The following is a 26,167-nucleotide window of genomic DNA, read 5'->3' as shown; positions in this document are numbered from 1 at the left end:
CCGCCGACCTGGGCCTGCACCGTATAGTCGAGCTCGCAGCCCTCGCCGCCATCGGCGACCGGCTTCAACGACACGCTCGACGACCCCTTGGCGAAGCCGGCCACCCCACCCTGGCCCTCGAAGGACAGCTTATAGCTGTCAGGCGCCTCGATGTCGGCCAGCGTCACCTTGCCGGCGAACTTGGCCGACACCGGGCCGATCTTGAGCGCCAGGCCGACCGTGTACTGGTTGTCGCCGGTGAGCTCGAAGCGGTCGCAGCCGGGGATGCATTTCTTCAGCGTCTCGGGATCGTTGAGCGCGTCCCAGGCCTGTTGCTGCGTGACGCCTAGGCGGCGGTTACCGAGCATTTCCATGGTGGATTCCTTGTGGTCGTTGGTAGGGTCGCGGCTTTAGCGGCCGGCGCGCATCAGCGCCGCCAGGCTGGCAGCCAGTTGTTCGAGGGCACTGAGATTGTGAACCGCCAGCATCGCGTCTGCATGGCGGTGCAGCACCGCCGCGCCGCGCGCCAGCGGCGCATAGCCCTCGTAGCGCAGCAGCGGATTGAGCCACAGCAGCCGGCGCGAATGGCGCTTGAGCCAGAGCAGCTCGCGTTCCAGCGCCTCGGGCTCGCCGGTGTCGAGGCCGTCGCTGATCACGAGCACAAGCGTGCGGCGACCGGTCAGGCGGCGCGCATGGCGATGGCGCAGCTGCGCCAGCGATTCGCCGAAGCGCGTGCCGCCGGCGAAATCGTCGATCGCGGCACCGGCCGCGGCCAGCATCGCATCGGTATCGGCGATGCGGAAGGCCGGCGTCAGGTCGGTCAGATGGGTGCCGAAGGCGAACACGTCGCGCCGGCCCGCGCGCCGCGTCGACGCATGCAGGAAGGCCAGCAGCAGGCGCGCATAGCGCTCCATCGAACCCGAGACGTCGACCAGCACCAGCAGCGGCAGCGGCTGGCGGCGGCGCGAGAGCTTCGGCAGCCGCAGCATTTCGCCGCCGGTGCGCGCAGCCTCGTGCAGCACGCCGGGCCAATGCATGCGCGAATGCACGCCGCCGTCGCCGGCGACCCGCAGCCGCCGCGAAGGCAGGGTCGGAACCGGCAGCGCGATGTCGCGCGCCAGCCGCTCAACCAGCCGGTATTCGGCGGCGCCGAGGGCGTTGAAGTCGGCATGGTGGACCCGCAGCCGATCGCTGGCGGTCATCGCGGCGTCGAAGTCGATCTCGCGCTCGGTCTGCGCCGGCTTGACCACATCGCGCGGAGCCGCCAGGGCTTCGCGCACCCGCGGCCGGCGCTTCGAGGGCTCGGCCTTGCCTTCGGCGCTCGGCAGCATCTGGGCCAGCAGCTTGTTGGCCAGCTCGGGGTCGCGGAACCAGGCGTCGAAGAGCTCGCGGAACACCATCCGGTCTTCTTCGCGGCTGATCATCACGGCTTCCATCGCGGCCGCCAGGTCGATGCGGCTGTCGACGCCGACCAGCATCGCGGCCTCGGCCGCCAGCCCGATGCGCATGGCGTCGGTGCGCACGCCGGCACGCCGCAATGCACGCCCGAAGCCCGCCAGATTGCCGGCCAGCTTGCCGCGGCGGGCATCGCCGAGCTGCTGCACGCGCTCGGTCAAGGCGCGGCCTCCTCCTCGGGCTTGAGCAGGTCGGAGGCCAGCTCGCGCGTCAGCGCTGCGACGTCGTCGCGCTGCTTGAACAGGATGCCCGCGGTATCGACCACCACCTCGGGGTCGAGTTCGACGGTGTCGAGCGCGATCAGCGCCTTGGCCCATTCGACGCTTTCGGCAATGCCCGGCGCACGCTGGAAGGCACTGGCGAAAGGGGCCGTCCGCAGCCGGCCGACGAAGGCCGCGACCTGCTCCGACAGCACGGCGCCGGCTTCGGGCACCTGGGCCCGCACGATGGCGAGCTCGCGCTCGCGCTCCGGATAGTTGAGCCAGTGATAGAGGCAGCGACGCTTGACCGCATCGTTGAGCTCGCGCGTGCGGTTGCTGGTGAGCAGCGTGACCGGCGGCACCAGCGCCCGCACCGTGCCAAGCTCCGGGATGCTGACCTGGTATTCGCCGAGGTATTCAAGCAGGAAGGCCTCGAAGGGCTCGTCGGCGCGGTCGACCTCGTCGACCAGCAGCACCGCGCCGGGGGGCGGCGCCTGCAGCGCCTGCAGCAGCGGCCGGCGGATCAGGTAGCGCGGCTGGTAGACCTCGGACTCGACGTCGCTCGAAGCGCCATGGGCCTCGGCGGCGCGCATGTGCAGCAGCTGCGCCGCGTAGTTCCATTCGTAGAGCGCCTCGCGCTGCTCGAGGCCGTCGTAGCACTGCAGGCGCAGCAGTTCGCGGCCGAGCGCGGCCGAAAGCGCCTTTGCCAGTTCGGTCTTGCCGACTCCCGGCTCACCCTCGAGCAGCAAGGGGCGCTGGAGCTTGAGCGCCAGGAACACCGCGGTCGCCAGCCGTCGATCGGCGTAGTAGCCGACGCCTTGCAGCGCCTGCACGACCGCGTCGATGGAGGGGAACGGCGAGGTCGTTGCAGGCGTGGTGTCGGTCATCTCAGGAGCTTAGCCGAGCGCCTGAGCGACGGCGCGCTGCGTCAATACCGAGATCAGGTTGGCCCGGTACTCGGCCGAGGCATGCAGGTCGCTGTTGAGATCGGTGGCGTCGATTTTGACGCCCGCCGCGGACTCGGGCGTAAAGGCCTTGTTGAGCGCGTCCTCGAGGCCCTTGTGGCGGAACACACCGTTGCCGGCACCCGTCACCGCCACCCGAACGCCGCTCGCGTACTGCGCGAGGAAGACGCCGACCAGCGGAAAGTTGGAGGCCTTCTGGCGCAGCTTGACGTAGGCGGCCCGCTGCGGGATCGGGAAGCGGATCGCCTTGATCAGTTCGCCATCTTCCAGCGCGGTGGTGAACAGGCCCAGGAAGAAATCGTCGGCCGCGATCTCGCGCTTGCTGGTGATGACGGTGGCGCCCGAGCCCAGCACCGCGCTGGGATAGCAGGCGGCAGGGTCGTTATTGGCGACCGAGCCACCCAGCGTGCCCATGGCGCGCACCTGCCGGTCGCCGATGCGCGAGGCCAGGTCGGCGAGCGCCGGGTAGGCGGCCTTGATCTCGGCGTTGTTGGCGACGTCGAGGTGGCGCGACATGGCGCCGATCACGAAGGCATCGCCGGACTTGCTGATGCCGGTGAGTTCCTTGACGCCGCCGAGGTCGGCGAGTTGATCGGGCGCGGACAGCCGCAGCTTCATGGAAGCCAGCAGGGTCTGGCCGCCGGCCAGCGGCTTGGCGCCGGCTTCGGCGAGCTTGACCGCATCGGCCAGGCTGGTGGGGCGTTCGAGGGTGAAGGCGTACATGGTGATTTCCTTCCGGGTGTTCAGGGAGCGGGCCGGCCTTGGGTGCTGGCGGCGAGCGACGGCTGCTGCGGCTGCTGGGTCGCCGTGGTGCTGCCCTTGCGCATGGCCTCCCAGACGCGGTGCGGCGACGCCGGCATGTCGAAGTCCTTGACGCCCAGCGGCGCCAGCGCGTCGAGCACCGCGTTGATCACGGCCGGCGGCGAACCGATGGCGCCGGCCTCGCCGCAGCCCTTGGTGCCCAGCGGGTTGTGGGTGCAGGGCGTGCATACGGTGTCGAGCTTGAACATCGGGAAGTCCTCGGCACGCGGCATCGCGTAGTCCATGAAGCTGCCGGTGAGCAGCTGCCCGGTATCGTTGTCGTAGACGCAGTTCTCCATCAGGGCCTGGCCAATCCCCTGCACCAGCCCGCCGAGCACCTGCCCTTCCACGATCATCGGATTGATGATGGTGCCAAAGTCGTCGACGGCGGTGAAGCGGTCGACCTTGACTTCGCCGGTCTGCTTGTCGATCTCGACTTCGCAGATGTAGGTGCCGCCCGGGAAGGTGAAGTTGGTCGGGTCGTAGAACGCGGTTTCGTTGAGGCCCGGTTCCAGTTTGTCGAGCGGGTAGTTGTGCGGCACGTAGGCGGTCAGCGCCACCTGGCCGAAGGGGATCTTCTTGTCGGTGCCCTTGACAGTGAACTCGCCGTTGGCGAACTCGATGTCGGCATCGCTCGCTTCCATCAGGTGGGCCGCGATCTTCTTGGCCTTGGCCTCGATCTTGTCGAGCGCCTTCATGATCGCCGCCCCGCCGACCGAGATCGAGCGCGAGCCGTAGGTGCCCATGCCGAAGGGCACGCGGCCGGTGTCGCCGTGCACCACGTCGACCGCCTCGACCGCGATGCCCAGCCGAGCCGCCACCACCTGCGCGAAGGTCGTCTCGTGGCCCTGGCCGTGGCTGTGCGAGCCGGTGAACACGGTCACGCTGCCGGTCGGGTGGACGCGGATTTCGCCGCACTCGAACAGGCCGGCGCGCGCGCCGAGCGCACCCGCGATGTTCGACGGCGCGATGCCGCAGGCCTCGATGTAGCTCGAATAGCCGATGCCGCGCAGCTTGCCCTGCGCCTCGCTGGCCGACCTGCGCGCAGCGAAGCCGGCGACGTCGGCCAAGGCCTGCGACTTGGTCATGCAGGCGTGGAAATCGCCTGTGTCGTATTGCAGCGCCACCGGCGTCTGGTAGGGGAAGGTGGTGATGAAGTTGCGCTTGCGGATCTCGTCCTGGCCAAGGTTCATTTCCCAGGCGCAGCGCGACACCAGCCGCTCGAGCAGGTAGGTGGCCTCGGGCCGGCCGGCCCCGCGGTAGGCATCGACTGGCGCGGTGTTGGTGAACCAGGCGTCGACCTCGACGTAGATCTGCGGCGTCGTGTACTGGCCCGCGAGCAGGGTGGCGTAAAGAATGGTCGGTATGGCCGTCGAGAAGGTCGACAGGTACGCGCCGAGGTTGGCATCGGTGTGCACGCGCAGCGCGAGGAACTTGCCCTGCGCATCCATTGCCATCTCGGCGTGGCTGACGTGGTCGCGGCCATGCGCGTCGCAGAGGAAGGACTCCGAGCGCTCGCCGGTCCACTTGATGTTGCGGTTGAGCTGCTTCGAGGCCCAGGTCAGGCACACGTCCTCGGCGTAGAGATAGATCTTGGAGCCGAAGCCGCCGCCGACGTCGGGTGCGATCACGCGCACCTTGTGCTCGGGCAGCCCGAGCACGAAGGCGGTCATCAGCAGGCGCTCGACGTGCGGGTTCTGGTTCGACACATAGAGCACGTACTCTTCGTTGGCTCGACTGTAGCTGCCGATGGCGACGCGCGGCTCCAGCGCATTGGGCACCAGGCGGTTGTTGACCAAGTCGAGCTTGGTGACGTGCGCCGCGTTCTTGAAAGCGGCGTCGACCGCCGCCTTGTCGCCGATCGCCCACTTGTAGCATTGGTTGTCGGGCGCCTCGTCGTGGATGGTGACGCCGCTCTGCTTCTTCGCGGCATCGGAGACGCTGACCAGCGGCGGATGCACGTCGTAGTCGACCACCACCGCCTCGGCCGCGTTCTTGGCCTGCTCGACCGTCTCGGCCACCACCATCGCGACATGGTCGCCGACATAGCGCACCTTCTTGATCGCGAGGATCGGGTGCATCGGCTCCTTCATCGGCGTGCCATCGGGATTGTTGATGAGCCAGCCGCAGGGCAGGCCGCCCATCTTCCCCTCGATGTCCTTGCCGCTGAAGATGCCGATCACGCCGGGCATCTTCGATGCGGCGGCAATGTCGACCGACTTGATCGTCGCATGCGCGTGCGGCGAGCGCACGAAGATGCAGTGGGCCTGGTTGGCCAGGTCGATGTCGTCGGTGTACTGGCCGGCGCCAGTCAGGAAACGGTAGTCTTCCTTGCGCTTGAAAGCCTCGCCGATGTGCGGCAGGCCTGCGAAGTCGGGTGCGCCCATGGTGTGCTCCTCAGGCCGTGGCCGTGGTCTTGGCGGGCGCAGCGGACATCGCCTCGCCACCCATCTGCACGGCCTTGACGATGTTCTGGTAGCCGGTGCAGCGGCACAGGTTGCCGTCGAGCAATTCGCGGATCTCGGTTTCGCTCGACTTCGGGTGGTGGGTGCAGAGGTCGATGGCGCTCATGACCATGCCCGGCGTGCAGAAGCCGCATTGCAGGCCGTGGCATTCCTTGAAGGCCGCCTGCATCGGGTGCATGGTGCCGTCGGGTTGCGCGATGCCCTCGATGGTGGTGATCTGGGCACCGGCCACCTGCGCGACCAGCACGTTGCACGACTTGACCGCACGGCCGTTGACGTGGACCGTGCAGGCGCCGCATTGCGCGGTGTCGCAGCCGACGTGCGTGCCGGTCAGGTGGAGATGCTCGCGAATCGCTTGCACGAGGAAGGTGTTCGGGGGGGCGTCGACCGTGACCTCGCGGCCGTTGACCGTGAAAGGAACCTGCATGGCGTTCTCCGTTATTGGTAATGGCTGAATCGGCGGATTGAATCTTGGCCGTGCGCAAGGGGCACCATCCTAGGCAAAACCCTAGGCGCTTGCCTGTTGTCCTTGAAATTCTCAAAATGAAACAGCTCGCCCTTCGGCGAGCCTCGAACAGGCTCCGCCTCAGGCCCGATTTCCACACGATGACGCAACACTCCGCTTCGCCCTTGCCCGAGCGCTCCCTCTCCATCGCCCAGGCGCGCCGCCAATGGATCGACGGCGAGCGTGCCGCGGGTCCCCAGCCCTCGCGCATCGAGCCGTGGCTGGTGCGCTCGTGGCAGCGCTGCCTGGCGGCAGGGCACCGGCCGCAGCAGCGCGTCAGCTTCGATCCTGTTTCTGCCCAGGCCATGCGGCGAGCGACCCAGCGCAACCGCGCGCTCGTGACGGCGGCGCGGCCGGTGCTCGAGCGGCTCTCTCGGGCCATCGCGGACACCCGCTATTTCGCCATCCTGACCGACGCCGATGGCATCGTGGTCGATGTCGGCGCCCTGCCCTCGGGCAGCGACCCGGGCGCCCTGCATGCGCGCGACATCGCCCGCGTCGGGGTCGACCTGTCGGAGCGCGCGGTCGGCACCAGCGCGATCGGCGCCGCGCTGGCCGAGCGCGAATCGGTCTGGCTGCATCGCGGCGAGCACTTCTTCGACGACACCAGCATCTACAGCTGCGCCGGCGCACCGCTCTTCGGTCCCCAGGGTGATTGCATCGGCATGCTCGACCTGACCGGCGTGCAGGTGGTCGAACGGCCCGAGCTGCGCCATCTCGCCGCATCGTCGGCCCGCCGCATCGAGAACGCCCTGGTGCTGAGCCAGCCGTGCGAGCTGCTGCTGCAGATCGGCTGGCCAGGCAGCGTCGCGGGCGCGGATACCGAAGGCCTGCTGTGCATCGACGCCGACGGCAACGTCGCCGGCGCCAACGCCGCGGCGCGCCACATGCTGCACCAGCCGCTGGCCGGCCGGCCGGCGCTGCACTGCAACGAGCTCTTCGCGCTGCCGCCGCAGATGCTGATCGATGCCGCGCGACGCGGCGACGCGGTGCTCGAGGTTCCGCTCTGGTCGGGCCTTCGGGTCCAGGCCCGGCCGCGGCTGGCCCGGCTGTCCAGGCCGGCTTCGACCGCAACGTCCAGCCCGCCACGGCTGCGCGACCTCGAATCGGCTCTGATCCGCAAGGCCGTGGACGATGCTCGAGGAAATGTGGCAGAAGCCGCACGCATGCTCGGAATCAGCCGTGCCACCGTGTATCGAAAGCTCGGACGAGCTCCGCGCTAGTGACTTTCTTACAATTTGTTGCTATTGTCAGCGTTTGTTAAAACCTGCGCGCCGGACCCGGCGGCTTGATTGGACGTTGACGATGCGCGATTCCGAGGCCAATTGCTTTTCCCTGCCGTCGAAGCCCACCCGGCGCCAGGCCATCACCCGGATCGCCGGCGCCGCGGGCCTCGGGGTCGCTGCCGGCTTCGGCCTGCCGGTGTTCGCCCAGGCCCGGACGATCCGCGTCGGCGCCTCCTTCGACAACAGCAGCGTCGAGAAGGCCAACGGCATCGGCCTGTTCATGGGCTCGTCGGCCTACATCAACGCGCTGAACCGCGCCGGCGGCATCAACGGCACGAAGGTCGAGCTGGTCATGGCCGACGACCAGTTCAAGCCCGACATCGCCAAGTCCAACGCCCTCGCCTTCGGCGCCGACAGCTCGGTGCTGGCCATGGTGCACCCGCTGGGCACGCGGCAGACCGCCGAGATCATCGACGCGGTTCCCGCCATGGCCGTGGTCGGACCCAACACCGGCACCGTCTCGCTGCGCAAGAAGGCGGCGCCGAACGCCTTCTGGGTGCGCGCCAACTACGACCAGGAGCTCGACCGCCTGATCGCCACCGCGGCCGTGCTCGGCCAATCGCGCATCGGCATCGTCTACTCGGAGGATCCGCTCGGCCAGTCACTGCTGGCGGGGTTCAAGGCGGCGCTGGCCAAGGCCAAGCTCGAGCCGGCGGTGATCGCGAGCACGCCGGGCACGACCAGCATGGACGTCGATCCGGCCGCCGCGAAGATCGCCGCGGCCGCACCGCAGATCGTCATCATCGGCTTGGCGGGCACCGCGCCGGCCTTCGTCCGCGCGCTGCGCAAGGCCGGAGGCAAGAGCAACGCCTACGGCCTGTCGATCACGGCCAGCGCGCTCGGCGCCATGGGCGACCTGGCGCACGGACTGGGCTTCGCGATCGTCGTGCCCTCGCCCTTCGCGACCAAGTACGAGATCGTGCGGCGCTACCAGGCCGACATGCTGGCCAGCGGCAACAAGGAGTTCTCGCTGCCGAGCCTCGAGGGCTACATGGACGCCTGCGTGCTGGCCGAAGGCCTGCGCCGCGCCGGCCCGTCGCCGACGCGCGCCGGCCTGATCGCCGGCCTCGAGCACATCGAGGCCTACGACCTCGGCGGCGTCAAGATCAATTACGGCCGCGGCAACCGTGAAGGCAACCAGTTCGTGGACGTGGCGGTCATCAGCTCGAATGGCCGGCTGATCAGCTAAGTTCCAGCGAGCAGCATTCGCTCGGCTCACGCAGAATCGCGTGATGATTTCAAGCTATTCAACCGTTGCGCCTTCGCGCGCCGATGTCGACGCGCTGTCGGGTCCCACGCTGGTCGAGTTCGGCACCGACTGGTGCGGCTTCTGCAAGGCGGCCCAGCCGCTGCTGGCCGAAGCACTGGCCGACGCACCCGCACTCCGGCACCTGAAGGTCGAGGACGGCAGCGGGCGCCCATTGGGCCGCTCGTTCAAGATCAAGCTGTGGCCGACGCTGGTCTTCATGCGCGACGGCCAGGAGATCGGGCGGCTGGTGCGGCCCGGCAACGCGGAACTGATCCGGCAGGAACTGACCCGGCTGGGCACCACCGCCTGAGCGCCACTCATCCGGGCAGCGCGACCACCACGGCCGCTTCGTCGACCACCGCCATCACGCGCTGACGCACGCGCAGCCCGCTGCCGCTGGGCGCAAAGCCGACCAGTTGCAAGCCGCCTTCGAGCGCCACCGAAATCTCGTCACCGTCGGCGCCGCGCGCGACGCCGACGGCCACGCCGCCGAGTTGATTGCCCTTGGCGCGACGCTCGGGCGATAGCCGCTCGACCCGCACCGCCGTGGCCTTGCAGAGCGCGATCACTCCCATGCCTTCGGCCAGGCCGAGCAGTTCCGCGCTCTCCAGCGTGATACGGGCCGAAAGGCGCTGCGTGCTGCCCAGCACCATGCGCACCCGCACGATCCGGCCCGTCGCCTCGACTGCCTCGACGGTGGCCGGCAACTGGTTGCGCATGCTGGTGCGAATCGCCAACCGCGCCACGGCCGTGCCGGCGCCGGCACCCAGCGCGCCCGCGGCTTCGGCCCGCGTCTGCACGGCCCGTCGCGCAGCCTCCAGCGCATCCGCCAGCTCGAGCAACTGCACGCCGTGCGCCGTCAGCGAAGCGCCGCCGCCACCGGCGCCGCCGACCGCGCGCTCGACCAGCGGCACGCCGGCCAGGTTGGTCAGCGTGGCCACCGCCTGCCAGGCCGCCTTGTAGCTGATGCCGGCGTCGCGCGCGGCCTGCGAAATGCTGCCGGTGCGGCCGATGCCGCGAAGGATCTCGATGCGCTTGTCGCTCATGCCGTGACCGAGCGCGTCGCCGAAGCGAGGGGAAGCCGTCGTCGTCGCCTTTGCTTGTGCTCTTGCTCTTGCCATGGGCGGCATTGTGCCGCTGCCCTACACTAGCGCTATTCCTTTGATGAATAGCGCTGACAGCAGCCACCCAACGCCATGCAACTTCGACCTTCGCCCCGCCTGATGGCCGCCGGCCTTGCCGCCCTCTTCTTCTCGCTCTGCAGCCAGGCAGCCGAAGTGCAGGTCGCGGTCGCGGCCAACTTCTTCGGCCCGATGAAGGTGATTGCCGCCGAGTTCGAAAAGGCGTCCGGGCACAAGGCGGTGCTGTCGTCCGGTGCGACCGGCAAGTTCTACGCCCAGATCCAGGGCGGTGCACCCTTCGACGTCTTTCTCGCGGCCGATGACGAGACCCCGGCCCGCCTCGACAAGGAAGGCGCCACCGTCGCCGGCAGCCGCTTCACCTATGCCACCGGCAAGCTGGTGCTGTGGTCGGCGAATGCCGACCTGGTCGACGCCAGCGGCGAAGTGCTGCGCAGCGGCAAGTTCGCCCACCTCGCGCTGGCGGCACCCAAGCTGGCGCCCTACGGCGCGGCCGCGGTCGAAACCCTCACGCGGCTCGGCCTGCTGGCCCGGCTCGAACCGAAGTTCGTGCAGGGCGAAAGCATCGGCCAGACCTTCAGCTTCATCTCGACCGGCAACGCCGAACTCGGCTTCGTGGCGCTGTCGCAGGTCTGGGAAGGCGGCAAGCTCAAGAGCGGTTCGGCCTGGATCGTGCCGGCCGAGCTGCACAGCCCGATCCGCCAGGACGCGGTGCGGCTAATCCGCGCCAAGGACAATGCCGCGGCCGCCGCGCTGATGGAGTACCTCAAGTCGGACGCCGCCAGGGCCGTGATCCGCTCCTTCGGCTACGAGGTCTGATCGAAGGCAGAGGCCCATCATGCCGACCTCCGCCGACCTCGGCGCCGTGACCCTCACGCTCAAGCTGGCGACGGCCACGACGCTGATCCTGCTGCTGCTTGGGACGCCGCTGGCGTGGTGGCTGGCGCGCACGCGCTCGGCCTGGAAGGGGCCGATCGGCGCCATGGTGGCGTTGCCGCTGGTGCTGCCGCCCTCGGTGCTGGGCTTCTACTTCCTGGTGTCGATGGGGCCGCAGGGCCCGATCGGCCAGCTGACCCAGTGGCTCGGCATCGGCCTGCTGCCGTTCACCTTCGCGGGCCTGGTGGTCGGCTCGGTCATCTATTCGATGCCCTTCGTGGTGCAGCCGATCCAGAACGCCTTCGAGACCATCGGCGAGCCCGCGCTCGAAGCCGCGGCGACGCTGCGGGCCTCGCCGCTGGACACCTTCTTCAGCGTCGTGCTGCCGCTGGCCCGGCCGGGCTACCTCACGGCCATCGTCATGGGTTTCGCCCACACGGTCGGCGAGTTCGGCGTGGTGCTGATGATCGGCGGCAACATCCCCGACAAGACGCGCGTGATCTCGGTACAGATCTACGACCATGTCGAGGCACTCGAATATATGCAGGCCCACTGGCTCGCAGCCGGGATGGTGGTGTTCTCGTTCCTGGTGCTGCTGGCGCTGTATGCGCTGAATCCGACCGGGCGGCGTCGATGAGAGGCACGACGCAGCATGGCGTCAACGCGCGGCTCAAGGTCGCGTACGCGGCCTTCACGCTCGACGTCGACCTGGCCCTGCCGGCACGCGGCGTGACCGCGCTCTCGGGCCCCTCGGGCTGCGGCAAGACCACCTGCCTGCGCGCCATTGCCGGGCTGCAGCGCGCGACCGGCGCCTTCGTCTCGATCAATGGCGAGGTTTGGCAGGACGAGCGCGCCGACGCTCGCGCCATCTTCCTGCCCACCCACCGGCGGCCGCTCGGCTACGTGTTCCAGGAGAGCCGGCTGTTCTCGCATCTCGACGTCCGGCGCAATCTCGAATTCGGCATGAAGCGGATCGCGCCGGCGCTGCGCCGCGTGGCGCTGGACCAGGCGGTGGAACTGCTCGGCATCGGCTCGCTGCTCGCGCGGCGCCCGGAAACGCTGTCGGGCGGCGAACGCCAGCGCGTCGGCATCGCGCGCGCGCTGGCCACCAGCCCGAAGCTGCTGCTGATGGACGAGCCGCTGGCCTCGCTCGACCTGCAGCGCAAGCGCGAAGTCATGCCCTACCTCGAGCGCCTGCACGCCGAACTGGACATTCCGGTGCTCTACGTGAGCCACGCTCCCGACGAAGTGGCGCGGTTGGCCGATCACCTGGTGCTGATCGAGGCCGGGCGCGTCGTCGCCAGCGGCCCCACCCATGAACTGATGACCCGGCTCGACCTTCCGATGGCGCATGGCGATGCCGCCGGTGCGGTGATCGAGGCCGTTGTCATGGACGTCGACTCCGCCTACGGCCTGGTCCAGGTCGCCTTCGCGGGCGGCACGCTGAGCCTGCCGCATGGCGGCGTCCGCGTGGGCCAGCGGGTGCGCGTGCGCGTCCAGGCGCGCGACGTCAGCCTGACGCTGCAGCCCCAGGCCGGCACCAGCGTGCTCAACATCCTGCCGGCGACCATCGCCGACCTGGCCGACGACGGCCCGGCGCAGCGGATGGTCGGCCTCGACGTCGGCGGCATGCGGATGCTGGCCCGCGTCACGCGCAAGTCGGCCGACCTGCTCGGGCTCTCGGTCGGCATGCCCGTGCACGCGCAGGTCAAGGGCGTGGCGATCGTCGAGTGAGCGGCGTCTTCAGGCCCCGGCCGGCACCTTGTCCAGGAAGCCGGTGACCGACTGCAGCCGGCCGGCTTCGAGCTGCGCGAAATCGGTGCCCTCGATCAGGTCCTCGGCCCCGCTCGGCCCCAGGGTCCACGAGAAGCGCAGCTGGTCGCCATGCGCGTCGGGCTGGCCCTTGAGCGCGAAGCGAAAGCCCGGATAGCGCTGGTGCACGCCGCCGACTAGGGCGCTGATCGCGGTGCGGCCACTTGCCTGCATCAGAGGATCGACGTAGCGCGCGTCGTCGGTCCAATGGGTTTCGAGCAGCTTCAGCCGGCGCTCGGCGTCGGTCTCGTTCCAGACGGCGATGTAGTGCGCGGCCACGCGGGCGGCATCGATGGTGGCGGTGTTCATGGCGACTCCTTTGAGATTCACGACCCGCAACATCGCGGGGTGGATCCATGGTCGCCGCGGAACCGCCGCGGGTCGATGACCTGGGAGGTCAAGCCGCCGCGCCGACCGGCCTCGCGCTGCTTGGCCGCAGCTTGCCCGGCGCGCTGTAGCGGTCGACCGACAAGCCGTCGGTGCGGATGTCCGGGCGCCGCCCCATCACTTGATCGGCCACCAGCTTGCCCGAGCCGCAGGCCATGGTCCAGCCGAGCGTGCCGTGGCCGGTATTGAGGAACAGGTTGCCGTAGGCCGTCGGCCCTACGATTGGCGTGCTGTCGGGCGTCATCGGCCGCAGACCGGTCCAGAAGCTCGCGCGCGGCAGGTCGCCGCAGGGGAACAAGTCGGTGATGACGCGCTCCAGCGTCTCGCGCCGGCGCGGATTGAGGCGCAGGTCGAAGCCGCCGAGCTCGGCCATGCCGCCGACCCGGATGCGGTCGTCGAAACGCGTGACCGCCACCTTGTAGGTCTCGTCGAGTACCRTGGACTGCGGTGCCAGCGAGGGATCGACCAGCGGCACCGTGAGCGAATAGCCCTTGACCGGATAGACCGGGATGTCGAGCCCCAGCGGCGCGATGAACTCGCGCGAATAGCTGCCGAACGCCAGGACGTAGCGGTCGGCGGTGAGCACTTCGCTGGTGGCGCCGCCGAGTCGCACGCCGGTGATGCGGCCGCCTTCGGTGAGCAGGCCATCGACCGACTGGTGAAAGCGGAAGTCGACGCCGAGCCCGCGGGCGATCGCGGCCAGGCCCTGGGTGAACAGGTTGCAGTCGCCAGTCTCGTCGTTCGGCAGGTGCAGGCCACCGGCCAGCAGGTCGCCGCTACGGGCCAGCGCCGGCTCGACGGTCGCCAGCCGGCTGCGGTCGAGCAGGCTGTAGGGCACGCCGCATTCTTCGAGCACCGCCAGGTCGCGCTGCACGGCGTCGAGCTGGGCCTGGGTGCGGAACAGCTGCAGCGTGCCCTGGGTGCGCTGCTCGTAGTGGATGCCGGTGTCGGCGCGCAGCGCACGCAGGCAGTCGCGGCTGTACTCGGCGACGCGCATCATGCGCTCCTTGTTGAGGGCATAGCGCTCGGGCGAGCAGTTCTTCAGCATCTGCGCCATCCAGCGCAGCTGGAACAGCGAGCCGTCCGGCCGGATCGCGAGCGGCGCGTGCTTCTGGAACATCCACTTCAAGGCCTTGAGCGGAATGCCGGGCGCGGCCCACGGCGTGGAATAGCCGGGCGACACCTGGCCGGCGTTGGCAAAGCTGGTTTCCTGCGCCGGGCCTCCCTGGCGATCGATCAGGGTCACCTCGGCGCCGCCGCGCGCCAGGTAGTACGCGGTGGTCACGCCGATCACGCCGCCGCCCAAAACGATCACTTTCATCGCAGAACTCCATCGGTGCAGGAAAGGAGTCAATGTTATTAATTGATCCTCGATAAACTCCACTGAAATAATGCCGCTTCACAGTGATTCTTGCTGTCAATACGCCCGCAACCGGGCCCAAGGAGTGAAATGACCGATCTCGACCGCACCGACCGGAAAATCCTCGACATCCTGCAGCGCCAGGGACGCATCTCGATGACCGAGCTGGCCGAGCAGATCGGCCTCTCGACCTCGCCGTGTTCCGAGCGCGTTCGGCGCATGGAGCGCGAAGGCGTGATCACCGGCTACCACGCGCGCATCGATCCGCAGGCGCTCGGCAAGACGCTGCTGGTGTTCGTCGAGATCACGCTGTCGTCGAAGTCGGCCGATGTCTTCGACAAGGTGCGCCAGGAGCTGATGCATGTGCCCGAGGTGATGGAATGCCACCTGGTGTCGGGCGGCTTCGACTACCTCGTGAAAGCCCGCCTGCGCGCCATGAGCGACTACCGCAACCTGCTCGGCGACCTGCTCAAGAAGCTGCCGGTTCCGGCCGAGTCGAACAGCTACGTCGTGATGGAGGAAATCAAGGAAAGCCTCTACCTGCCGATGGACCGCTGATTCAGGGCCCGGTCCGGCGATAGGCGCCGGGCGCGCTGCCGGTCCAGACCTTGAAGGCGCGCTGGAAGGCCGCGCTGTCGGCGAAGCCGAGTTCGAAGGCCAGTGTCGCGAGCGGCACGCTGCTGGTGATCAGCCGCTCGATCGCCGTGTCGCGCCGAAGCTCGTCCTTCAGTGACTGGAACGAGGTGCCTTCACCGGCCAGGCGCCGTTGCAGCGTCGAGGTCGAAATGTGCAGGGCTTCGGCGGTCGCGGCCAGGTCGGGCCAGGCGGGCTGGGTGTGCTGCAGGTGGCCGCGCACGCGCGCACTGCACAGCTCGTTGGCGCGCCTCGGCACGATGATCTGCACCTGGGCGCTGGCCAGGAAGGCACGCAGCGCAGCCTGGTCGCGGCGCACCGGCTTGCATAGCTGCGCGGCGTCGAACCAGAACGCCGACTGCGTGCAGCCGAAGCGCAGCGGCGCCGGAAACACCTTGCCGTAGCTGTCGGCGTAGGCCGGGCATTCGAAGGCGAAATCGAATCGCGCGGCTGGCAGGACGCCGCCCGCTAGCCAGGCCAGCAAGCGCCAGACGACCCGCAGCAGCAGTTCATGCAGGAAGGCCGGGCCTGCGGCCGCCGTACCCGTCACGCGAAGCGCCACGCCGGCGAGCGCGCCATCGCGCACGAGCTCGAGCAGCACATCGTCCTGCAGCAGGCGAAAGACATGGGCGACGCGGCGCGCCGCTGCCTCCAGGTTCGGTGCATCGATCGCGCAGCGGGTCATGAGCGCCAGGCTGCCGCGCCGGATCGGCCGGGACAGGAAGCCGAGGCACTCGTCGTCGAAGCGCGCGATCAGCAGGCCGAACAGGGCCCCGTACTGGTCGGCGGTCAGCGGGCGCCGGGCTCGTGCAGCAAGGCCGGCGGAATGCCGGCCTCGGCCAGCAACGGATCGCAGGCATGGCCGCGCGCGCTCACCCCGGCCACCATGCCCTTGACGAAGGCGATCGAGATCGTGACCGGCGGACGCAGCATCGGAGGTGGGCGGGCGGAGGGTTGAGGTCTTTTGCCATCGGTTCGAGGCGAAGCGCAATCGCCCGAACGGCCGCCGGTTTCTACCATGACCCCCAGATCGAACAAGGCCTCGGATTCCCGCGGTCGGAAGGCGAAGGCAACACGCACGCCATCGTGGCGGCCTTCAGTCCCGAGCTGGTGCTCGACACGCTGGAGCGCGACCGCGTCAGCCACCTGCTGCTGGTGCCGACGGATCGGGATGCCGCTCAGGCCGACCTCGTAGAGCGCGTTCTGGCCCGCGGTGGAGTCGCCGTAGACATAGCCGACGTAGGCCTGCTGCACCTGCTCGTAGCCGATGCCGGCATCGGCGAGCGCCTGCCGGGTGGCTTTCGCGGCCATCTGCGGATAGGGCTCGCCGGCCCCGGGCTTGGTGAAGGGGATCATGCCGACCCCGGCGACAAAGACGTCTTGGCTCATGGAGGATTCCTTGGTTGTCGAAGAGAGAAGAGGGGTGCGGCGCTCAGGCCACGGTGCGTTCGCGGTTCCGCCAGAAGGGTTCGCGCAGCTTCGTCTTGAGCACCTTGCCGGCGCCCGACAGCGGCAGCGCTTCGACGAAGTCCACGCTGCGCGGGCACTTGTAGCCCGCGATCAGGGGCCGGCAGTGGGCCATCAGCGCCTCGGCCGCGAGCTCGTGCTGCGGGTGGCGCACGACCACCGCGTGCACGCTCTCGCCCCACTCGTCGCTCGGGATGCCGATGACCGCGCAGGCGGCGACCGCCGGGTGCTGGGCGAGGGCGTTCTCGACTTCCGCCGAATAGACGTTCTCGCCGCCGGTGATGATCATGTCCTTGAGCCGGTCGGCGATGAAGATGAAGCCGTCGTCGTCCATCCAGGCACCGTCGCCGGTGTGCATCCAGCCGTCGCGCAGGGCGGCGGCCGTCAATGCCGGCTGGTTCCAGTAGCCCTGCATCACGTTGGGGCCGCGCACCACCACTTCGCCGACCGTGCCCCGCGGCACTTCCCGGCCCTGCGGATCGACGATGCGGACTTCGGTGCAGTGGCTGGCCCGGCCGGCGGAGCGCAGCTTGCCGAGCCGGCGCCCTTCGGCCGTGTGGTACGACGCCGGGTTGAGGGTCGCCAGCGGGGACAGCTCGGTCATGCCGTAGGCCTGCACGAAGCCCACGCCCGGCAGCGCGGCCATCGCGCGCTCGAGCACGGCCTCCGAGATCGGCGAGGCGCCATAGGCGATGGTGCGCAGCGCGCCCAGGTCGCGCGGCTTCTTCATGGCTGGATGGTCGACCAGCATCTGGATCATCGATCCAGTGCGGCATCGACAGGCCCATGTCCGCCAGATGGAACATTGGCGCGCAGTGCAGGTAGATGGCGCCGGGCTCGGCCAGGCCCTCCGAGCGCAGGGCCATGCCGGAGCTGCACAGGTTGCTACGAGGCCCTGCTGGCCGAGGCCGCCCCGATTGCCGACGTCTTGCGCCGCGGCGAGGACCTCGCCGGCAACGCGATCCGGATGCTGCTGCATCGCGCGATGCAGTCCTTGGGTCATGTACATGGGCTGTGTCTCCCGACGGCCGCGACATCAAGGTCGGCGTCAACCCCGAGCTGATGGCGGCGATGGAGAGCAGCATCCCGCTGGGCCGCGGCGGCACGCCCGACGAGGCCGCCGGCGCGGTCTACCTGCTGTGCATCCCCGAGTCCGATTACGTGAGCGGCCAGACGCTGATGTGCAGTGGCGGCCTGACCGGGATCTAGCAGATGACCACCACCGTGCGCAGCGCGCTGCAGGACGGCGTCGCGACCCTCACGCTCGACCGCCCTCAGGCGCTCAATGCGCTTTCGCCGGGTCTGATGGTCGAGCTCGCGGCAGCGCTGCAGGCCTGCACCTCCGACAGCCGCACGCGCGCCGTGCTGCTGACCGGCGCTGGCCGGGCCTTCTCGGCCGGCGGCGACATCGGCTGGTTCGGCGAAGTGCTGGCCGGCGGCGGCCCGCATGCGCAGGCCGAAATCGGCGGCTACATGGAAGAGGTCGGCAATCCGCTGACCCTGGCCATCGCCGAATGTCCGGTGCCGGTGGTGGCGGCGGTCAACGGCGCCTGCGTGGGCGGCGCGGTCGGCATCGCGCTGGCGGCCGACATCGTGCTGGCCGCGCACTCGACCTATTTCCTCGTGCCCCAGGTGCCGCAGCTCGGAGCGGTGCCCGACCTCGGCGCCACCTGGATGCTGGCGCGGCTGCTCGGCCGCAGCCGGGCGCTGGGCATCGCGCTGACCGGCGAGCGGATCGACGCGGCGCAGGCCGAGCACTGGGGCCTGATCTGGCGCAGCGTCGCCGACGAAGCGCTGCAGGCGCAGGCCTTCGCCCTGGCCCGGCGCCTGGGCGGCGCTTCGGCCGCCGCGCTGCGCGACACGCGGCGGCTGGTCGATGCGGCGCCCGCCAATAGCCTCGCACAACAACTCGCCGATGAATGCACGGCCCAGCGCCGGCATGTCGCCGGCGATTTCTTCAACGACGCCTGCGCGCGCTTCCTGGCCCGGACCGGCACACGCAACTGAGCACTTACCCACACATGCTGCCCCAACTCCTGCGCCATCCGTGGATGGACGAAGACATCGAGACCTTTCGCGACCAGGTGCGGCGCTACATCGCCGCCGAGTTGTCGCCGCAGCTGGACGGCTGGCGCCGCCAGGGCTACATCCCGCGCGAGGTCTGGCGCCCGTTCGGACGGCTGGGCTTCTTGCTGCCCGAACTGGATGAAGCCTACGGCGGCGCGGGCGCCTCGCTGGCCTATCAGCTGGTGGTGCAGGACGAGCTCGCCAAGGCCGAGATTCCCGCCAACACCGGGGTCCACAACCTGGCCGCGCACTACATCCTCGACTACGGCACCGAGGCGCAGAAACAGCGCTGGCTGCCCAGGCTCGCGAGCGGCGAGATGCTGGCCGGCATCGCGCTGACCGAACCCGGCTGCGGCTCGGACCTGAAGGCACTGCGCACGCGGGCTCGGCGCGACGGCGACGCGTATGTGATCGATGGCGGCAAGACCTTCATCACCAACGGCTTCACCGCCAACCTGCTGGTGGTCGCGGTGCGCACCGGCGACGCCGGCAGCCGCGGCGTCTCGCTGCTGGTGCTCGAGACCGAGGACCTGCCGGGCTTCCGGGTCGGCCGCAGGCTGGAAAAGCTGGGCCAGCACGCGTCGGACACGGCAGAGCTGTTCTTCGATGGCGCGCGCGTGCCGGCCGACCACCTGCTGGGTGAGAAGGAAGGCAACGGCTTCGTCCAGCTGATGAGCCAGCTGCCTTATGAGCGCCTGTTCCTGTGCGTACCGGCCGCGGCGGTGATCGAGCGCGCGGTCGCGCTGACGGTCGCCTACACGCAGCAGCGCAAGGCCTTCGGCCAGACCGTGTTCGACTTCCAGAACACGCGCTTCAAGCTGGCCGAGTGCGCGACCCTCGCGCACGTGGTGCGCAGCTTCGTCAACGACTGCATCCAGCGCCTGATCGACGGCACCCTCGACCCCGAGGCCGCCTACATGGCCAAGTGGTGGTGCACCGAGCAGCAGGGCAAGGTCACCGACGAATGCCTGCAGCTGTTCGGCGGCTATGGCTACATGGTCGAATACCCGATCGCCCGGCTCTATGCCGACGCCCGCATCCAGCGCATCTACGGCGGCACCAGCGAGATCATGAAGGACCTGATCGCACGAAAGCTGGGCGCATGAAGGCGCCGCTCGCGGGAGTCCGCATCGTCGAGTTCGAAGGGATCGGACCCGGGCCGCTGGCCGGCCTGATGCTGGCGGGCATGGGCGCCGAAGTGACCGTGATCGCGCGGCCCCAGCCCGGCGCGATCAACCAGYTCATGGGCCGCAACGAAGACGACGACGAAAAGGCGCTGCGCCGCGGCAAGACGGTCGTCACGCTGGACCTGAAGCAGGCCGACGGCCGGGCCGAGGCGATGGCGCTGGTCGGCGCGGCGGACGCATTGATCGAAGGCAACCGGCCGGGGGTCATGGAGCGGCTGCAACTCGGTCCTGCCAACTGCGCGGCGCGCAATCCGAAGCTGGTCTACGGCCGCATGACCGGATGGGGCCAGAGTGGTCCGCTGGCCCAGGCCTCCGGGCACGACCTGAACTACGTGGCGCTGACCGGGCTGCTGTCGCTGTCGGCGCACCGCGGCGAGCGGCCGATCGTGCCGCCGACCGTGATCGGCGACGCCGGCGGTGCGCTCGGCCTGGCCTTCGGCATCGCCTGCGCGCTGGTCGATGCGCGCAGCAGCGGACGCGGACGCGTGGTCGACGGCGCCATCGTCGACGTGCTCGCCATGTTGGGCGGAATCGCCCAGTGGGCGCATGCCGGCGGCCAGCTCGGCGGCTCGCTGTCCAGCCTGTTCCACGACTCGCCCTTCTACGACGTTTATGCCTGCGCCGATGGCGGCTTCATCACTCTCGGTGCACTCGAGCCGCAGTTCTATGCGCTGCTGCTGGACAAGCTCGGGCTCGCGAACGTCGATCCGGCCCGGCAGTACGAGCGGGCCGATTGGCCGGCTCTCAAGGCGCGCTTCACCGCGCTGTTCGCGAGCCGGCCGCGCGACCACTGGTGCGCGCTGCTTGAAGGCAGCGATGCCTGCTTCGCGCCGGTGCTGAGCCTAGCGGAAGCCGCGGTCCACCCGCACAACATGGCGCGCGGCATCTACACGGCCGGCCCGGGCGGCGGGGTGCAAGCGAGGGCCGCGCCGCGCTTCCTGCCGTTGGCGAAGGGTTCCGATCGCTAGAATCGCGCCCCTTGTCCCGCATCCGCATCGCGCTCCATGAACATCGTCGTCAACGAAGACCTGAAATCCTATATCGACCCGTTGACGGCGGAGGAATATGAATCACTGGAGCGCAGCATCCTCGCCGATGGCTGCCGCGATGCGCTGGTGTTGTGGGGCGATGTGCTGGTCGACGGCCACAACCGCTACGGCATCTGCCAGAAGCACGGCCTGCCGTTCCAGACGGTGCAGAACACGCGCTTCAAGACCCTCGAGGATGTGCACCTGTGGATGATCGACCAGCACCTGGGCCGGCGCAGCGTGTCGGACTTCCTGCGCGGCGTGCTGGCCTTGCGCAAGAAGGACATCGTCGCCGGACGGCAGGCCCGAGCGTCCGCGGCGCCGGCCGACAGCGCCGACGATCCGCCCTTCGATACCGATCCCGCGCTGCCGCCGACCGCGCCGCTGAACAGCCGCGAAGCGATCGCCAAGGCGGCGCGCCTCAGCAGCAGCCAGGTCGTGATGATCGAGAAGATCCAGAAGCAGGCAGCGCCCGAGTTGGTGGCCGCGGTCAAGTCGGGCACGATCTCGATCAACGCCGCGGCGGCAGTGGCGACCCTACCGGCCGAAGAGCAGATCGCCGCCGCCCACGGCGGCAAGGACGAACTCAAGCAGGCGGCCAAGCGGGTGCGGGAAGCCAAACGCCCGGCGCGCGTGGACCCTGCGAAGACCGAAACCCCGGACGCAGCGGACGCCGTCGAACGACTGACGCAGCGCGTCGCCGAACTCACGGCTGAGAATGAAGACCTGCGTCGGCAGGTCTCCTCGCTGCACGCACTGCTGGCGGCCGAGGCCTGACGCGATTTCAGTGGTTCACGCCGCCAACGACAGGTATGCGCTGCCGAGCTTCCGCAGTCCGGGAGCCCGGGTCCAGGGTCATTCAGCGTGGTCAGCGCAATTCCAATTTGATGGCCGAAGCGATGTTGCGAAACCGCGCGATCTCGGAGTCGAAGTAGGCCTGCGCGGCGTCCAGATCTAGCGCCGTCTCCGGCGCCATGCCGGTGGCCTCCAGCACCTTGGCCGCTTCCGGCGAACGCGTCGCCTCGTTGACGGCGGCGCCGATGCGTTCTGCCAGCGCGACCGGCACCGACTTGCCCACGAACATGCCGAGCCAAGCGGTGAGTTCGAAGTCCCTCATCGACTTGCTCTCGCTGAAGGCCTGCAGCCTGCTGCAGCGCGGGAGTGCGCGCCGTCGAGGCGACGCCGATGGCCTTGAGATTGCCCTTTTCGATCATGGCAATGAAGGTCGGCGCCAGTGGAATGAAGACCAGGCAGACCTGCTTTCCGGCCAAGTCTTGCATGGCCGGCATTGCACCCTTGTAAGGCACGTGGACCATGCTCAGCTTGGCGCGTTGCCCAAAGTCAGCGCCCATGAGGTGGGAGGCCGATCCGTTGCCTGTGCTGGCGTAGGTGAGTTCCGTGCCGGAAGCGCGAGCCCAGGTCGGGGCGCGCCAGCAAAAGCATCGGGCCGGAACAGGCAAGCGCCACGAGGCGAAAGTCCTCGGGCCTGTACTTGACGAACTTCATCGCCAGTGGAGCCAGGATCAGCTCGTTGGGCGTGCCAAAGAACATCATGGGTTGCGCCGCGGATGCACTCAGCACTTCAAAGAGCGGCGGTTGAAAGCTTGGGCCAAGGACTGGGTGTTGGTCCTTTCGGCCGACCCGCGGCTCGACAGGACCAGTGCCAAGCACCACGTGCACGCTCTCCAGCTTCAGGGCTTCATGCCGTTGGCATCGCAGCGGACAACCTCGCCGGCGGAATTGGCGCGATGCGCCAGTCACTGCTGCACTTGGGACTCGTTCCGTGGCCAGGAGTTCAATCAGGCAACGACCCAACGCATGATGGAACTGTGTGCAGGGTCGCGGCGCTCTACGCTGGGTCATGTAACAACACTGCAAGCGTGCGAGCGATCCGGGGTGTGTCGTGTGGTCGGAAAAGAGGCCGTATTTCACGAACTCCGACCACCAATAGATCCGGCTCGCTCGCCGCGATGGTGGAACAAGCCATTTGGCGCCAAGCGGTGTACGACATAGCGCACAAGGACGCGATTTCGTAGGACTCAAGGAAGCCTCGAATCCGCCGTCGAGTCGCTTCGCACTGCCCGCACTCCTACGTCGGCTGCTTGCCACGGGCATACCTTGTTCCCATAAGGCAACAGGAGAATCCACCATGCCGCTCGCGATGCCCCAGCCCGACTTCGAACCAAACCTGCGGCTTCATCTCAGCGCGTTTCATGCTCGAATGGAGCTCACTCCGGATCGCCTCGCTGGCCCCGGCGATGACGACGAAGACGACGATCCGGTCGGAGACCATCCCGCGCGCCGCGCGAGGCAAATGCTCATTGCCGACGGAGATCGTCGATACAAATAGCTCCGTATGGGCCGACAGCAGCTGATGCCCGCAGCATCTCAGCGCGTGGCGTTCGGGAAGAACAGCTGCTCGCCACCGATCCTGTAGGCCGCGATGGTCGACTGGCCGACCGGCGAGATCACCCAGTCAACGAACTTCTGCGCCCCCGCGCTGTTGAGCTTCGGGAACCTGTTCGGACTCACCACCATCACGCCGTACTGGTTAAACAGGCGCTTGTCGCCTTCCACCAGCACCGCGAGGCCGGCCCGGTTCTTGAAGCTGAGCCAGGTGCCGCGATCGGCCAGCACATAGGCGCCGCTCGAGGCCGCGATGTTGAGCGCCGGCCCCATGCCGCAGCCGCACTCCTTGTAGCCCGACCCCTTCTTGTCGTTCGGCAGCGGCTGGCCCGCCTCGGCGATCCCGGTCTGCGACCACAACCGGCGCTCGGYCGCGTCGGTGCCGCTCTTGTCGCCGCGCGAAACGAAAGGCGCGTTGGCGGCCGCGATCTTCTTCAATGCGGCCTCGATGTCCTGGCCCTTGACGCCGGCCGGGTCGCCCTTGGGGCCGACCAGCACGAAGTCGTTGTACATGACCGGAAAACGCTTGTCGGCGAAGCCCTCGGCGACGAACTTCTCTTCGGCCGCGGTGTCGTGCACGAAGAGCACGTCGGCATCGCCGCGCCTGGCCATGTCGATCGCCTGGCCGGTGCCGACCGCCACCACCTTGACGTCGATGCCGCTGGCCTGCTTGAAGGCCGGCAGCAGGTGCGCGAACAGGCCCGACTGCTCGGTGGACGTGGTCGAGGCCATGGTGAGGGTCTCGGCGTGGGCGGCCAGCGCGCCCGCCGCAAGCACCAGCGCACCGAGCGAGCACTTCATGACCCTGGGCAGGCCGAACAAGGTCATACCAGTTCTCCTTTGACAAACAGACGGGCTTCCTCGGGCAGCGGCCCACGGAAGAAATCGTGGACCGGCAGGTCGGCCACCACCCGGCCGTGCTCGAGGTAGACGACGCGGCTCGCGAGCCGCTTGACCTGACCCAGGTTGTGGCTCGCGAAGACCAGTGTGCGGCCCTGCCCGGCCTCGGCGATCAAGGCCTCGACCTCGCGCTTGGCAGTGGGGTCCAGGCTGGCGGTGGGCTCGTCGAGCAGCAGCACGTCCGGATGCAGCGCCCAGGCCCGTGCGAGCGCCATGCGCTGCTGCTGGCCGCCCGACAGCGTGCGCGCGTTGCGGCCGGCCAGCCCGGCCAACCCGACTCTTCCGAGCGCGACCCCAGCCTCGCGCTGCGCATTGCGCCACGGCGCGCCTTGCAGCCACAGCGCCAGGGCGACGTTGTTGCGGACGCTGGCGCGCAGCATGTGCGGCCGCTGGAACAGCATGGCCTGCCCGTTCGGCGGCACGCGGCTCATGAAGACGCCCGAGGAATGTGGAAGCAGCCCGTGCAGCAAGCGTAACAGGCTGCTCTTCCCGCTGCCGTTGGCACCGATCAAGGCCACGCGCTCGCCCGCTGCGATCTCCAAGTTGACGGCGGCCAGCGCTTGCACCTGGCCGAAGCGCAACCCGACCCCGTGCAGGCTGAACAGCGGCGAGCCCACCGCCGGCACGGTGTGGCGGCTCATTGCACGGCCTCCAGCGCCCGGGCGCGCATGGCATCGACGGCCGCGCCATCGACCCGTTCGCGCCAGGCGCGCAAGGCCGCGATCGCCAGGTTCAGCAGCAGCACCACGGCCAGCAGCAGCAGCCCGAGCGCCAGCGCCAGCGGCAGATCGCCCTTGCTGGTTTCCAGCGCGATGGCGGTGGTCATCACGCGCGTGAAGCCGTCGATGTTGCCGCCGACGATCATCACGGCGCCGACCTCCGATACGGCGCGGCCGAAAGCCGCGATCACCACGGTGACCAGCGCGTAGCGCTCGTCGGCCACCAGCAGCAGGGCGCGCGCGAAGCTGCCGGCGCCGAGCGAGCGCAGCTGCTCGCCATGGGCGCGATCGGCATCCTCGATCGCCTGCCGCGTCAGCGCCGTGACCACCGGCAGCACGAGGATGGTTTGCGCCAGCACCATCGCCTTGAAAGAGAACAGCCAGCCCAGGAAGCCCAGCGGGCCCGAGCGCGACAGCAGCAGGTAGATCACCAGGCCCACCACCACCGAGGGCAGCGCCAGCAGCGTGTTGAGCAAGGTCAGCAGCAGGCCGCGCCCGGGGAATCGGGCCACCGCCAGCCAGGCCCCCAGCAGCAGTCCGAAACCGCAGGCCAGCAGGCAGGCCGTCGCGCTGACCGCCAGCGAGCGCCCGACGATCGAGAGCAGCAGGGGATCGGCGGAGACGAGAAGCTGCCAGGCGGCAGCGGCGCTGTCGGCGAAGGTGTTCATGGGGCGCGTTGGTCGGGGAGCGCCGAAGTATGGTCAGGCCGGCACCGTCGACCTATGCAATGTCTTTCATAGGCCACGAACACGCTCTGCATAATCTCCCCCGGCGCCCCCTCCCCTTTCGCCGCCCCCGTGCAACAGATCGAACTCTCCTACGCCATCGCTCCGCGCCGCCAGGGCCGCACGCTGATCCACAACCCGCTGATGGAGTTGCTGCACGCGGTGCGTGAGCACGGGTCGATCTCGGCCGCCGCGCGCGCCGTGGGCTATTCGTACCGCCACGTCTGGGGCGAGCTCAAGCGCTGGGAACAGACGCTGGGCCATCCGCTGGTGACCGGCGATCAAGGCCGCTCAGCCCAGCTGTCCGAGTTCGGCGACAAGCTGCTGTGGGCCGAACGCCAGGCCCAGGCCCGGCTGGCGCCGCAGATCGAGGCGCTGCATGCGGACCTCGAGCGCGCCTTTGCGCTCGCCTTCGACGACAGCACGCATGTGCTGAGCCTGCACGCCAGCCATGACGATGCGCTGGTGCTGCTGCGGGCGCACGCCGCGGCCACGGCGAGGCTCCAGCTCGACATCCGCTTCACCGGCAGCGTCGATGCGATCAGCGCGCTGAACC

General features: G+C 68.9%; 28 protein-coding genes and 4 pseudogenes. 14 read left to right on the top strand and 18 right to left on the bottom strand.

The features are described 5' to 3' along the window. The 6 genes from AC1DY5_RS06840 to AC1DY5_RS06815 form a co-directional block, all read right to left on the bottom strand. On the bottom strand, window positions 1-353 hold a 353-nt coding region (locus AC1DY5_RS06840; protein WP_478109982.1), incomplete at its 3' end, for a CoxG family protein. A 36-nt stretch (window positions 354-389) separates the two neighbouring features. Beyond that, the gene (locus tag AC1DY5_RS06835; RefSeq protein ID WP_478109980.1) at window positions 390-1,595 is read right to left on the bottom strand and encodes a vWA domain-containing protein; all 1,206 of its coding nucleotides are present in this window, start codon (window positions 1,593-1,595) and stop codon (window positions 390-392) included. Further along, entirely contained in the window at window positions 1,592-2,521 is a 930-nt protein-coding gene (locus AC1DY5_RS06830) for an AAA family ATPase (RefSeq protein WP_478109977.1), read from the bottom strand. The genes AC1DY5_RS06835 and AC1DY5_RS06830 overlap by 4 nt, the downstream gene beginning before the upstream one ends. 9 nt (window positions 2,522-2,530) lie before the next feature. After that, the gene (locus AC1DY5_RS06825; protein WP_478109973.1) at window positions 2,531-3,322 is read right to left on the bottom strand and encodes an FAD binding domain-containing protein; all 792 of its coding nucleotides are present in this window, start codon (window positions 3,320-3,322) and stop codon (window positions 2,531-2,533) included. 20 nt (window positions 3,323-3,342) lie between these two features. Next, window positions 3,343-5,787 (bottom strand): xanthine dehydrogenase family protein molybdopterin-binding subunit, encoded by a 2,445-nt coding sequence (locus AC1DY5_RS06820; RefSeq protein ID WP_478109969.1) that lies wholly within the window; start codon window positions 5,785-5,787, stop codon window positions 3,343-3,345. Between the two features lie 10 nt (window positions 5,788-5,797). Next, a complete protein-coding gene (locus AC1DY5_RS06815; RefSeq protein WP_286526348.1) occupies window positions 5,798-6,292 on the bottom strand; it encodes a (2Fe-2S)-binding protein in 495 nt (164 codons plus the stop codon). Between the two features lie 179 nt (window positions 6,293-6,471). Here AC1DY5_RS06815 and AC1DY5_RS06810 point away from each other — a divergent pair, with 179 nt between their 5' ends. The 3 genes from AC1DY5_RS06810 to AC1DY5_RS06800 all read left to right on the top strand — a co-directional run bounded on the left by AC1DY5_RS06810 (window position 6,472) and on the right by AC1DY5_RS06800 (window position 9,215). Then, complete coding sequence (locus tag AC1DY5_RS06810; RefSeq protein ID WP_478109965.1) at window positions 6,472-7,593, top strand: helix-turn-helix domain-containing protein; 1,122 nt, start codon at window positions 6,472-6,474, stop codon at window positions 7,591-7,593. 82 nt (window positions 7,594-7,675) lie between these two features. After that, complete coding sequence (locus AC1DY5_RS06805; protein WP_478109963.1) at window positions 7,676-8,845, top strand: ABC transporter substrate-binding protein; 1,170 nt, start codon at window positions 7,676-7,678, stop codon at window positions 8,843-8,845. A 43-nt stretch (window positions 8,846-8,888) separates the two neighbouring features. Beyond that, window positions 8,889-9,215, top strand: a complete 327-nt coding sequence (locus tag AC1DY5_RS06800; protein WP_478109961.1) for a thioredoxin family protein — start codon at window positions 8,889-8,891, stop codon at window positions 9,213-9,215. 7 nt (window positions 9,216-9,222) lie between these two features. Here the strand turns inward: AC1DY5_RS06800 and AC1DY5_RS06795 are convergent, their stop codons facing one another. Further along, window positions 9,223-10,026: a TOBE domain-containing protein gene (locus tag AC1DY5_RS06795; RefSeq protein WP_478109959.1), complete on the bottom strand. Its 804-nt coding sequence runs from the start codon at window positions 10,024-10,026 to the stop codon at window positions 9,223-9,225. A gap of 75 nt (window positions 10,027-10,101) precedes the next feature. On the opposite strand from AC1DY5_RS06795, the gene modA reads away from it, so the two are divergent. The 3 genes from modA to modC are packed head-to-tail and all read left to right on the top strand — an operon-like array spanning window position 10,102 to window position 12,654. Next, window positions 10,102-10,863, top strand: coding sequence for a molybdate ABC transporter substrate-binding protein (gene modA / locus AC1DY5_RS06790; RefSeq protein WP_478109957.1), 762 nt, complete (start codon window positions 10,102-10,104; stop codon window positions 10,861-10,863). Window positions 10,864-10,879: 16 nt separating this feature from the next. Then, on the top strand, window positions 10,880-11,557 hold the full coding sequence (modB, locus tag AC1DY5_RS06785) for a molybdate ABC transporter permease subunit (protein ID WP_478109986.1): 678 nt from the start codon (window positions 10,880-10,882) through the stop codon (window positions 11,555-11,557). Continuing rightward, the gene (modC, locus tag AC1DY5_RS06780) at window positions 11,554-12,654 is read left to right on the top strand and encodes a molybdenum ABC transporter ATP-binding protein (protein WP_478109955.1); all 1,101 of its coding nucleotides are present in this window, start codon (window positions 11,554-11,556) and stop codon (window positions 12,652-12,654) included. Before modB ends, modC begins: the two co-directional genes overlap by 4 nt. 9 nt (window positions 12,655-12,663) lie before the next feature. On the opposite strand, the gene AC1DY5_RS06775 is transcribed toward modC, so the two are convergent. Continuing rightward, window positions 12,664-13,041 (bottom strand): nuclear transport factor 2 family protein, encoded by a 378-nt coding sequence (locus AC1DY5_RS06775; protein ID WP_478109953.1) that lies wholly within the window; start codon window positions 13,039-13,041, stop codon window positions 12,664-12,666. 88 nt (window positions 13,042-13,129) lie between these two features. Next, a complete protein-coding gene (locus tag AC1DY5_RS06770; protein ID WP_478109949.1) occupies window positions 13,130-14,440 on the bottom strand; it encodes a D-amino acid dehydrogenase in 1,311 nt (436 codons plus the stop codon). 129 nt (window positions 14,441-14,569) lie between these two features. Here AC1DY5_RS06770 and AC1DY5_RS06765 point away from each other — a divergent pair, with 129 nt between their 5' ends. Beyond that, window positions 14,570-15,037, top strand: coding sequence for a winged helix-turn-helix transcriptional regulator (locus tag AC1DY5_RS06765; RefSeq protein WP_478109945.1), 468 nt, complete (start codon window positions 14,570-14,572; stop codon window positions 15,035-15,037). A gap of 1 nt (window position 15,038) precedes the next feature. On the opposite strand, the gene AC1DY5_RS06760 is transcribed toward AC1DY5_RS06765, so the two are convergent. The 3 genes and pseudogenes from AC1DY5_RS06760 to AC1DY5_RS06750 all read right to left on the bottom strand — a co-directional run. Further along, window positions 15,039-16,103, bottom strand: coding sequence for an AraC family transcriptional regulator (locus AC1DY5_RS06760; protein ID WP_478109943.1), 1,065 nt, complete (start codon window positions 16,101-16,103; stop codon window positions 15,039-15,041). A gap of 173 nt (window positions 16,104-16,276) precedes the next feature. Then, window positions 16,277-16,501, bottom strand: a pseudogene (locus AC1DY5_RS06755) (lipid-transfer protein); the annotation flags it as partial. 43 nt (window positions 16,502-16,544) lie between these two features. Next, window positions 16,545-17,466, bottom strand: a pseudogene (locus tag AC1DY5_RS06750) (class I adenylate-forming enzyme family protein); the annotation flags it as partial. Between the two features lie 136 nt (window positions 17,467-17,602). Here AC1DY5_RS06750 and AC1DY5_RS06745 point away from each other — a divergent pair. From AC1DY5_RS06745 to AC1DY5_RS06725, 5 genes and pseudogenes are all read left to right on the top strand, one after another. After that, window positions 17,603-17,788, top strand: a pseudogene (locus AC1DY5_RS06745) (SDR family oxidoreductase); the annotation flags it as partial. Between the two features lie 3 nt (window positions 17,789-17,791). Further along, entirely contained in the window at window positions 17,792-18,586 is a 795-nt protein-coding gene (locus tag AC1DY5_RS06740; RefSeq protein WP_478109941.1) for an enoyl-CoA hydratase/isomerase family protein, read from the top strand. Window positions 18,587-18,600: 14 nt separating this feature from the next. After that, window positions 18,601-19,752 carry an acyl-CoA dehydrogenase family protein gene (locus AC1DY5_RS06735; RefSeq protein ID WP_478109939.1) on the top strand — a complete coding sequence of 384 codons (1,152 nt, stop codon included), beginning with the start codon at window positions 18,601-18,603 and terminating at the stop codon, window positions 19,750-19,752. Continuing rightward, window positions 19,749-20,801, top strand: a complete 1,053-nt coding sequence (locus tag AC1DY5_RS06730; RefSeq protein ID WP_478109937.1) for a CaiB/BaiF CoA transferase family protein — start codon at window positions 19,749-19,751, stop codon at window positions 20,799-20,801. The genes AC1DY5_RS06735 and AC1DY5_RS06730 overlap by 4 nt, the downstream gene beginning before the upstream one ends. A gap of 36 nt (window positions 20,802-20,837) precedes the next feature. Continuing rightward, entirely contained in the window at window positions 20,838-21,638 is an 801-nt protein-coding gene (locus tag AC1DY5_RS06725) for a ParB N-terminal domain-containing protein (protein ID WP_478109935.1), read from the top strand. 91 nt (window positions 21,639-21,729) lie between these two features. Here the strand turns inward: AC1DY5_RS06725 and AC1DY5_RS06720 are convergent, their stop codons facing one another. From AC1DY5_RS06720 to AC1DY5_RS06710, 3 genes and pseudogenes are all read right to left on the bottom strand, one after another. Further along, window positions 21,730-21,945 carry a hypothetical protein gene (locus AC1DY5_RS06720; protein ID WP_478109932.1) on the bottom strand — a complete coding sequence of 72 codons (216 nt, stop codon included), beginning with the start codon at window positions 21,943-21,945 and terminating at the stop codon, window positions 21,730-21,732. A gap of 124 nt (window positions 21,946-22,069) precedes the next feature. Next, window positions 22,070-22,321 (bottom strand): annotated as a pseudogene (locus AC1DY5_RS06715) (tripartite tricarboxylate transporter substrate-binding protein); the annotation flags it as partial. Next, on the bottom strand, window positions 22,203-22,442 hold the full coding sequence (locus tag AC1DY5_RS06710) for a hypothetical protein (protein ID WP_478109929.1): 240 nt from the start codon (window positions 22,440-22,442) through the stop codon (window positions 22,203-22,205). The gene AC1DY5_RS06710 and the pseudogene AC1DY5_RS06715, both read right to left, overlap by 119 nt. A 568-nt stretch (window positions 22,443-23,010) precedes the next feature. On the opposite strand from AC1DY5_RS06710, the gene AC1DY5_RS06705 reads away from it, so the two are divergent. Continuing rightward, window positions 23,011-23,211, top strand: a complete 201-nt coding sequence (locus AC1DY5_RS06705; RefSeq protein ID WP_478109926.1) for a hypothetical protein — start codon at window positions 23,011-23,013, stop codon at window positions 23,209-23,211. 38 nt (window positions 23,212-23,249) lie between these two features. On the opposite strand, the gene AC1DY5_RS06700 is transcribed toward AC1DY5_RS06705, so the two are convergent. Genes AC1DY5_RS06700 through AC1DY5_RS06690 form a run of 3 tightly spaced genes read right to left on the bottom strand, consistent with a single transcriptional unit; the run spans window position 23,250 to window position 25,554 of the window. Continuing rightward, window positions 23,250-24,068 carry an ABC transporter substrate-binding protein gene (locus tag AC1DY5_RS06700; RefSeq protein ID WP_478109984.1) on the bottom strand — a complete coding sequence of 273 codons (819 nt, stop codon included), beginning with the start codon at window positions 24,066-24,068 and terminating at the stop codon, window positions 23,250-23,252. 23 nt (window positions 24,069-24,091) lie between these two features. Continuing rightward, window positions 24,092-24,808, bottom strand: a complete 717-nt coding sequence (locus AC1DY5_RS06695; RefSeq protein WP_478109923.1) for an ATP-binding cassette domain-containing protein — start codon at window positions 24,806-24,808, stop codon at window positions 24,092-24,094. Next, the gene (locus AC1DY5_RS06690; RefSeq protein WP_478109921.1) at window positions 24,805-25,554 is read right to left on the bottom strand and encodes an ABC transporter permease; all 750 of its coding nucleotides are present in this window, start codon (window positions 25,552-25,554) and stop codon (window positions 24,805-24,807) included. Before AC1DY5_RS06690 ends, AC1DY5_RS06695 begins: the two co-directional genes overlap by 4 nt. 129 nt (window positions 25,555-25,683) lie before the next feature. Here AC1DY5_RS06690 and AC1DY5_RS06685 point away from each other — a divergent pair. Continuing rightward, on the top strand, window positions 25,684-26,167 hold a 484-nt coding region (locus AC1DY5_RS06685), incomplete at its 3' end, for a winged helix-turn-helix domain-containing protein (RefSeq protein WP_478109919.1).

The sequence above is a fragment of the Variovorax sp. P4_D9 genome (genome assembly GCF_056401695.1).
Note: the sequence above shows the minus strand (reverse complement) of the source record. Positions and strands in the feature narration are given on the sequence as shown.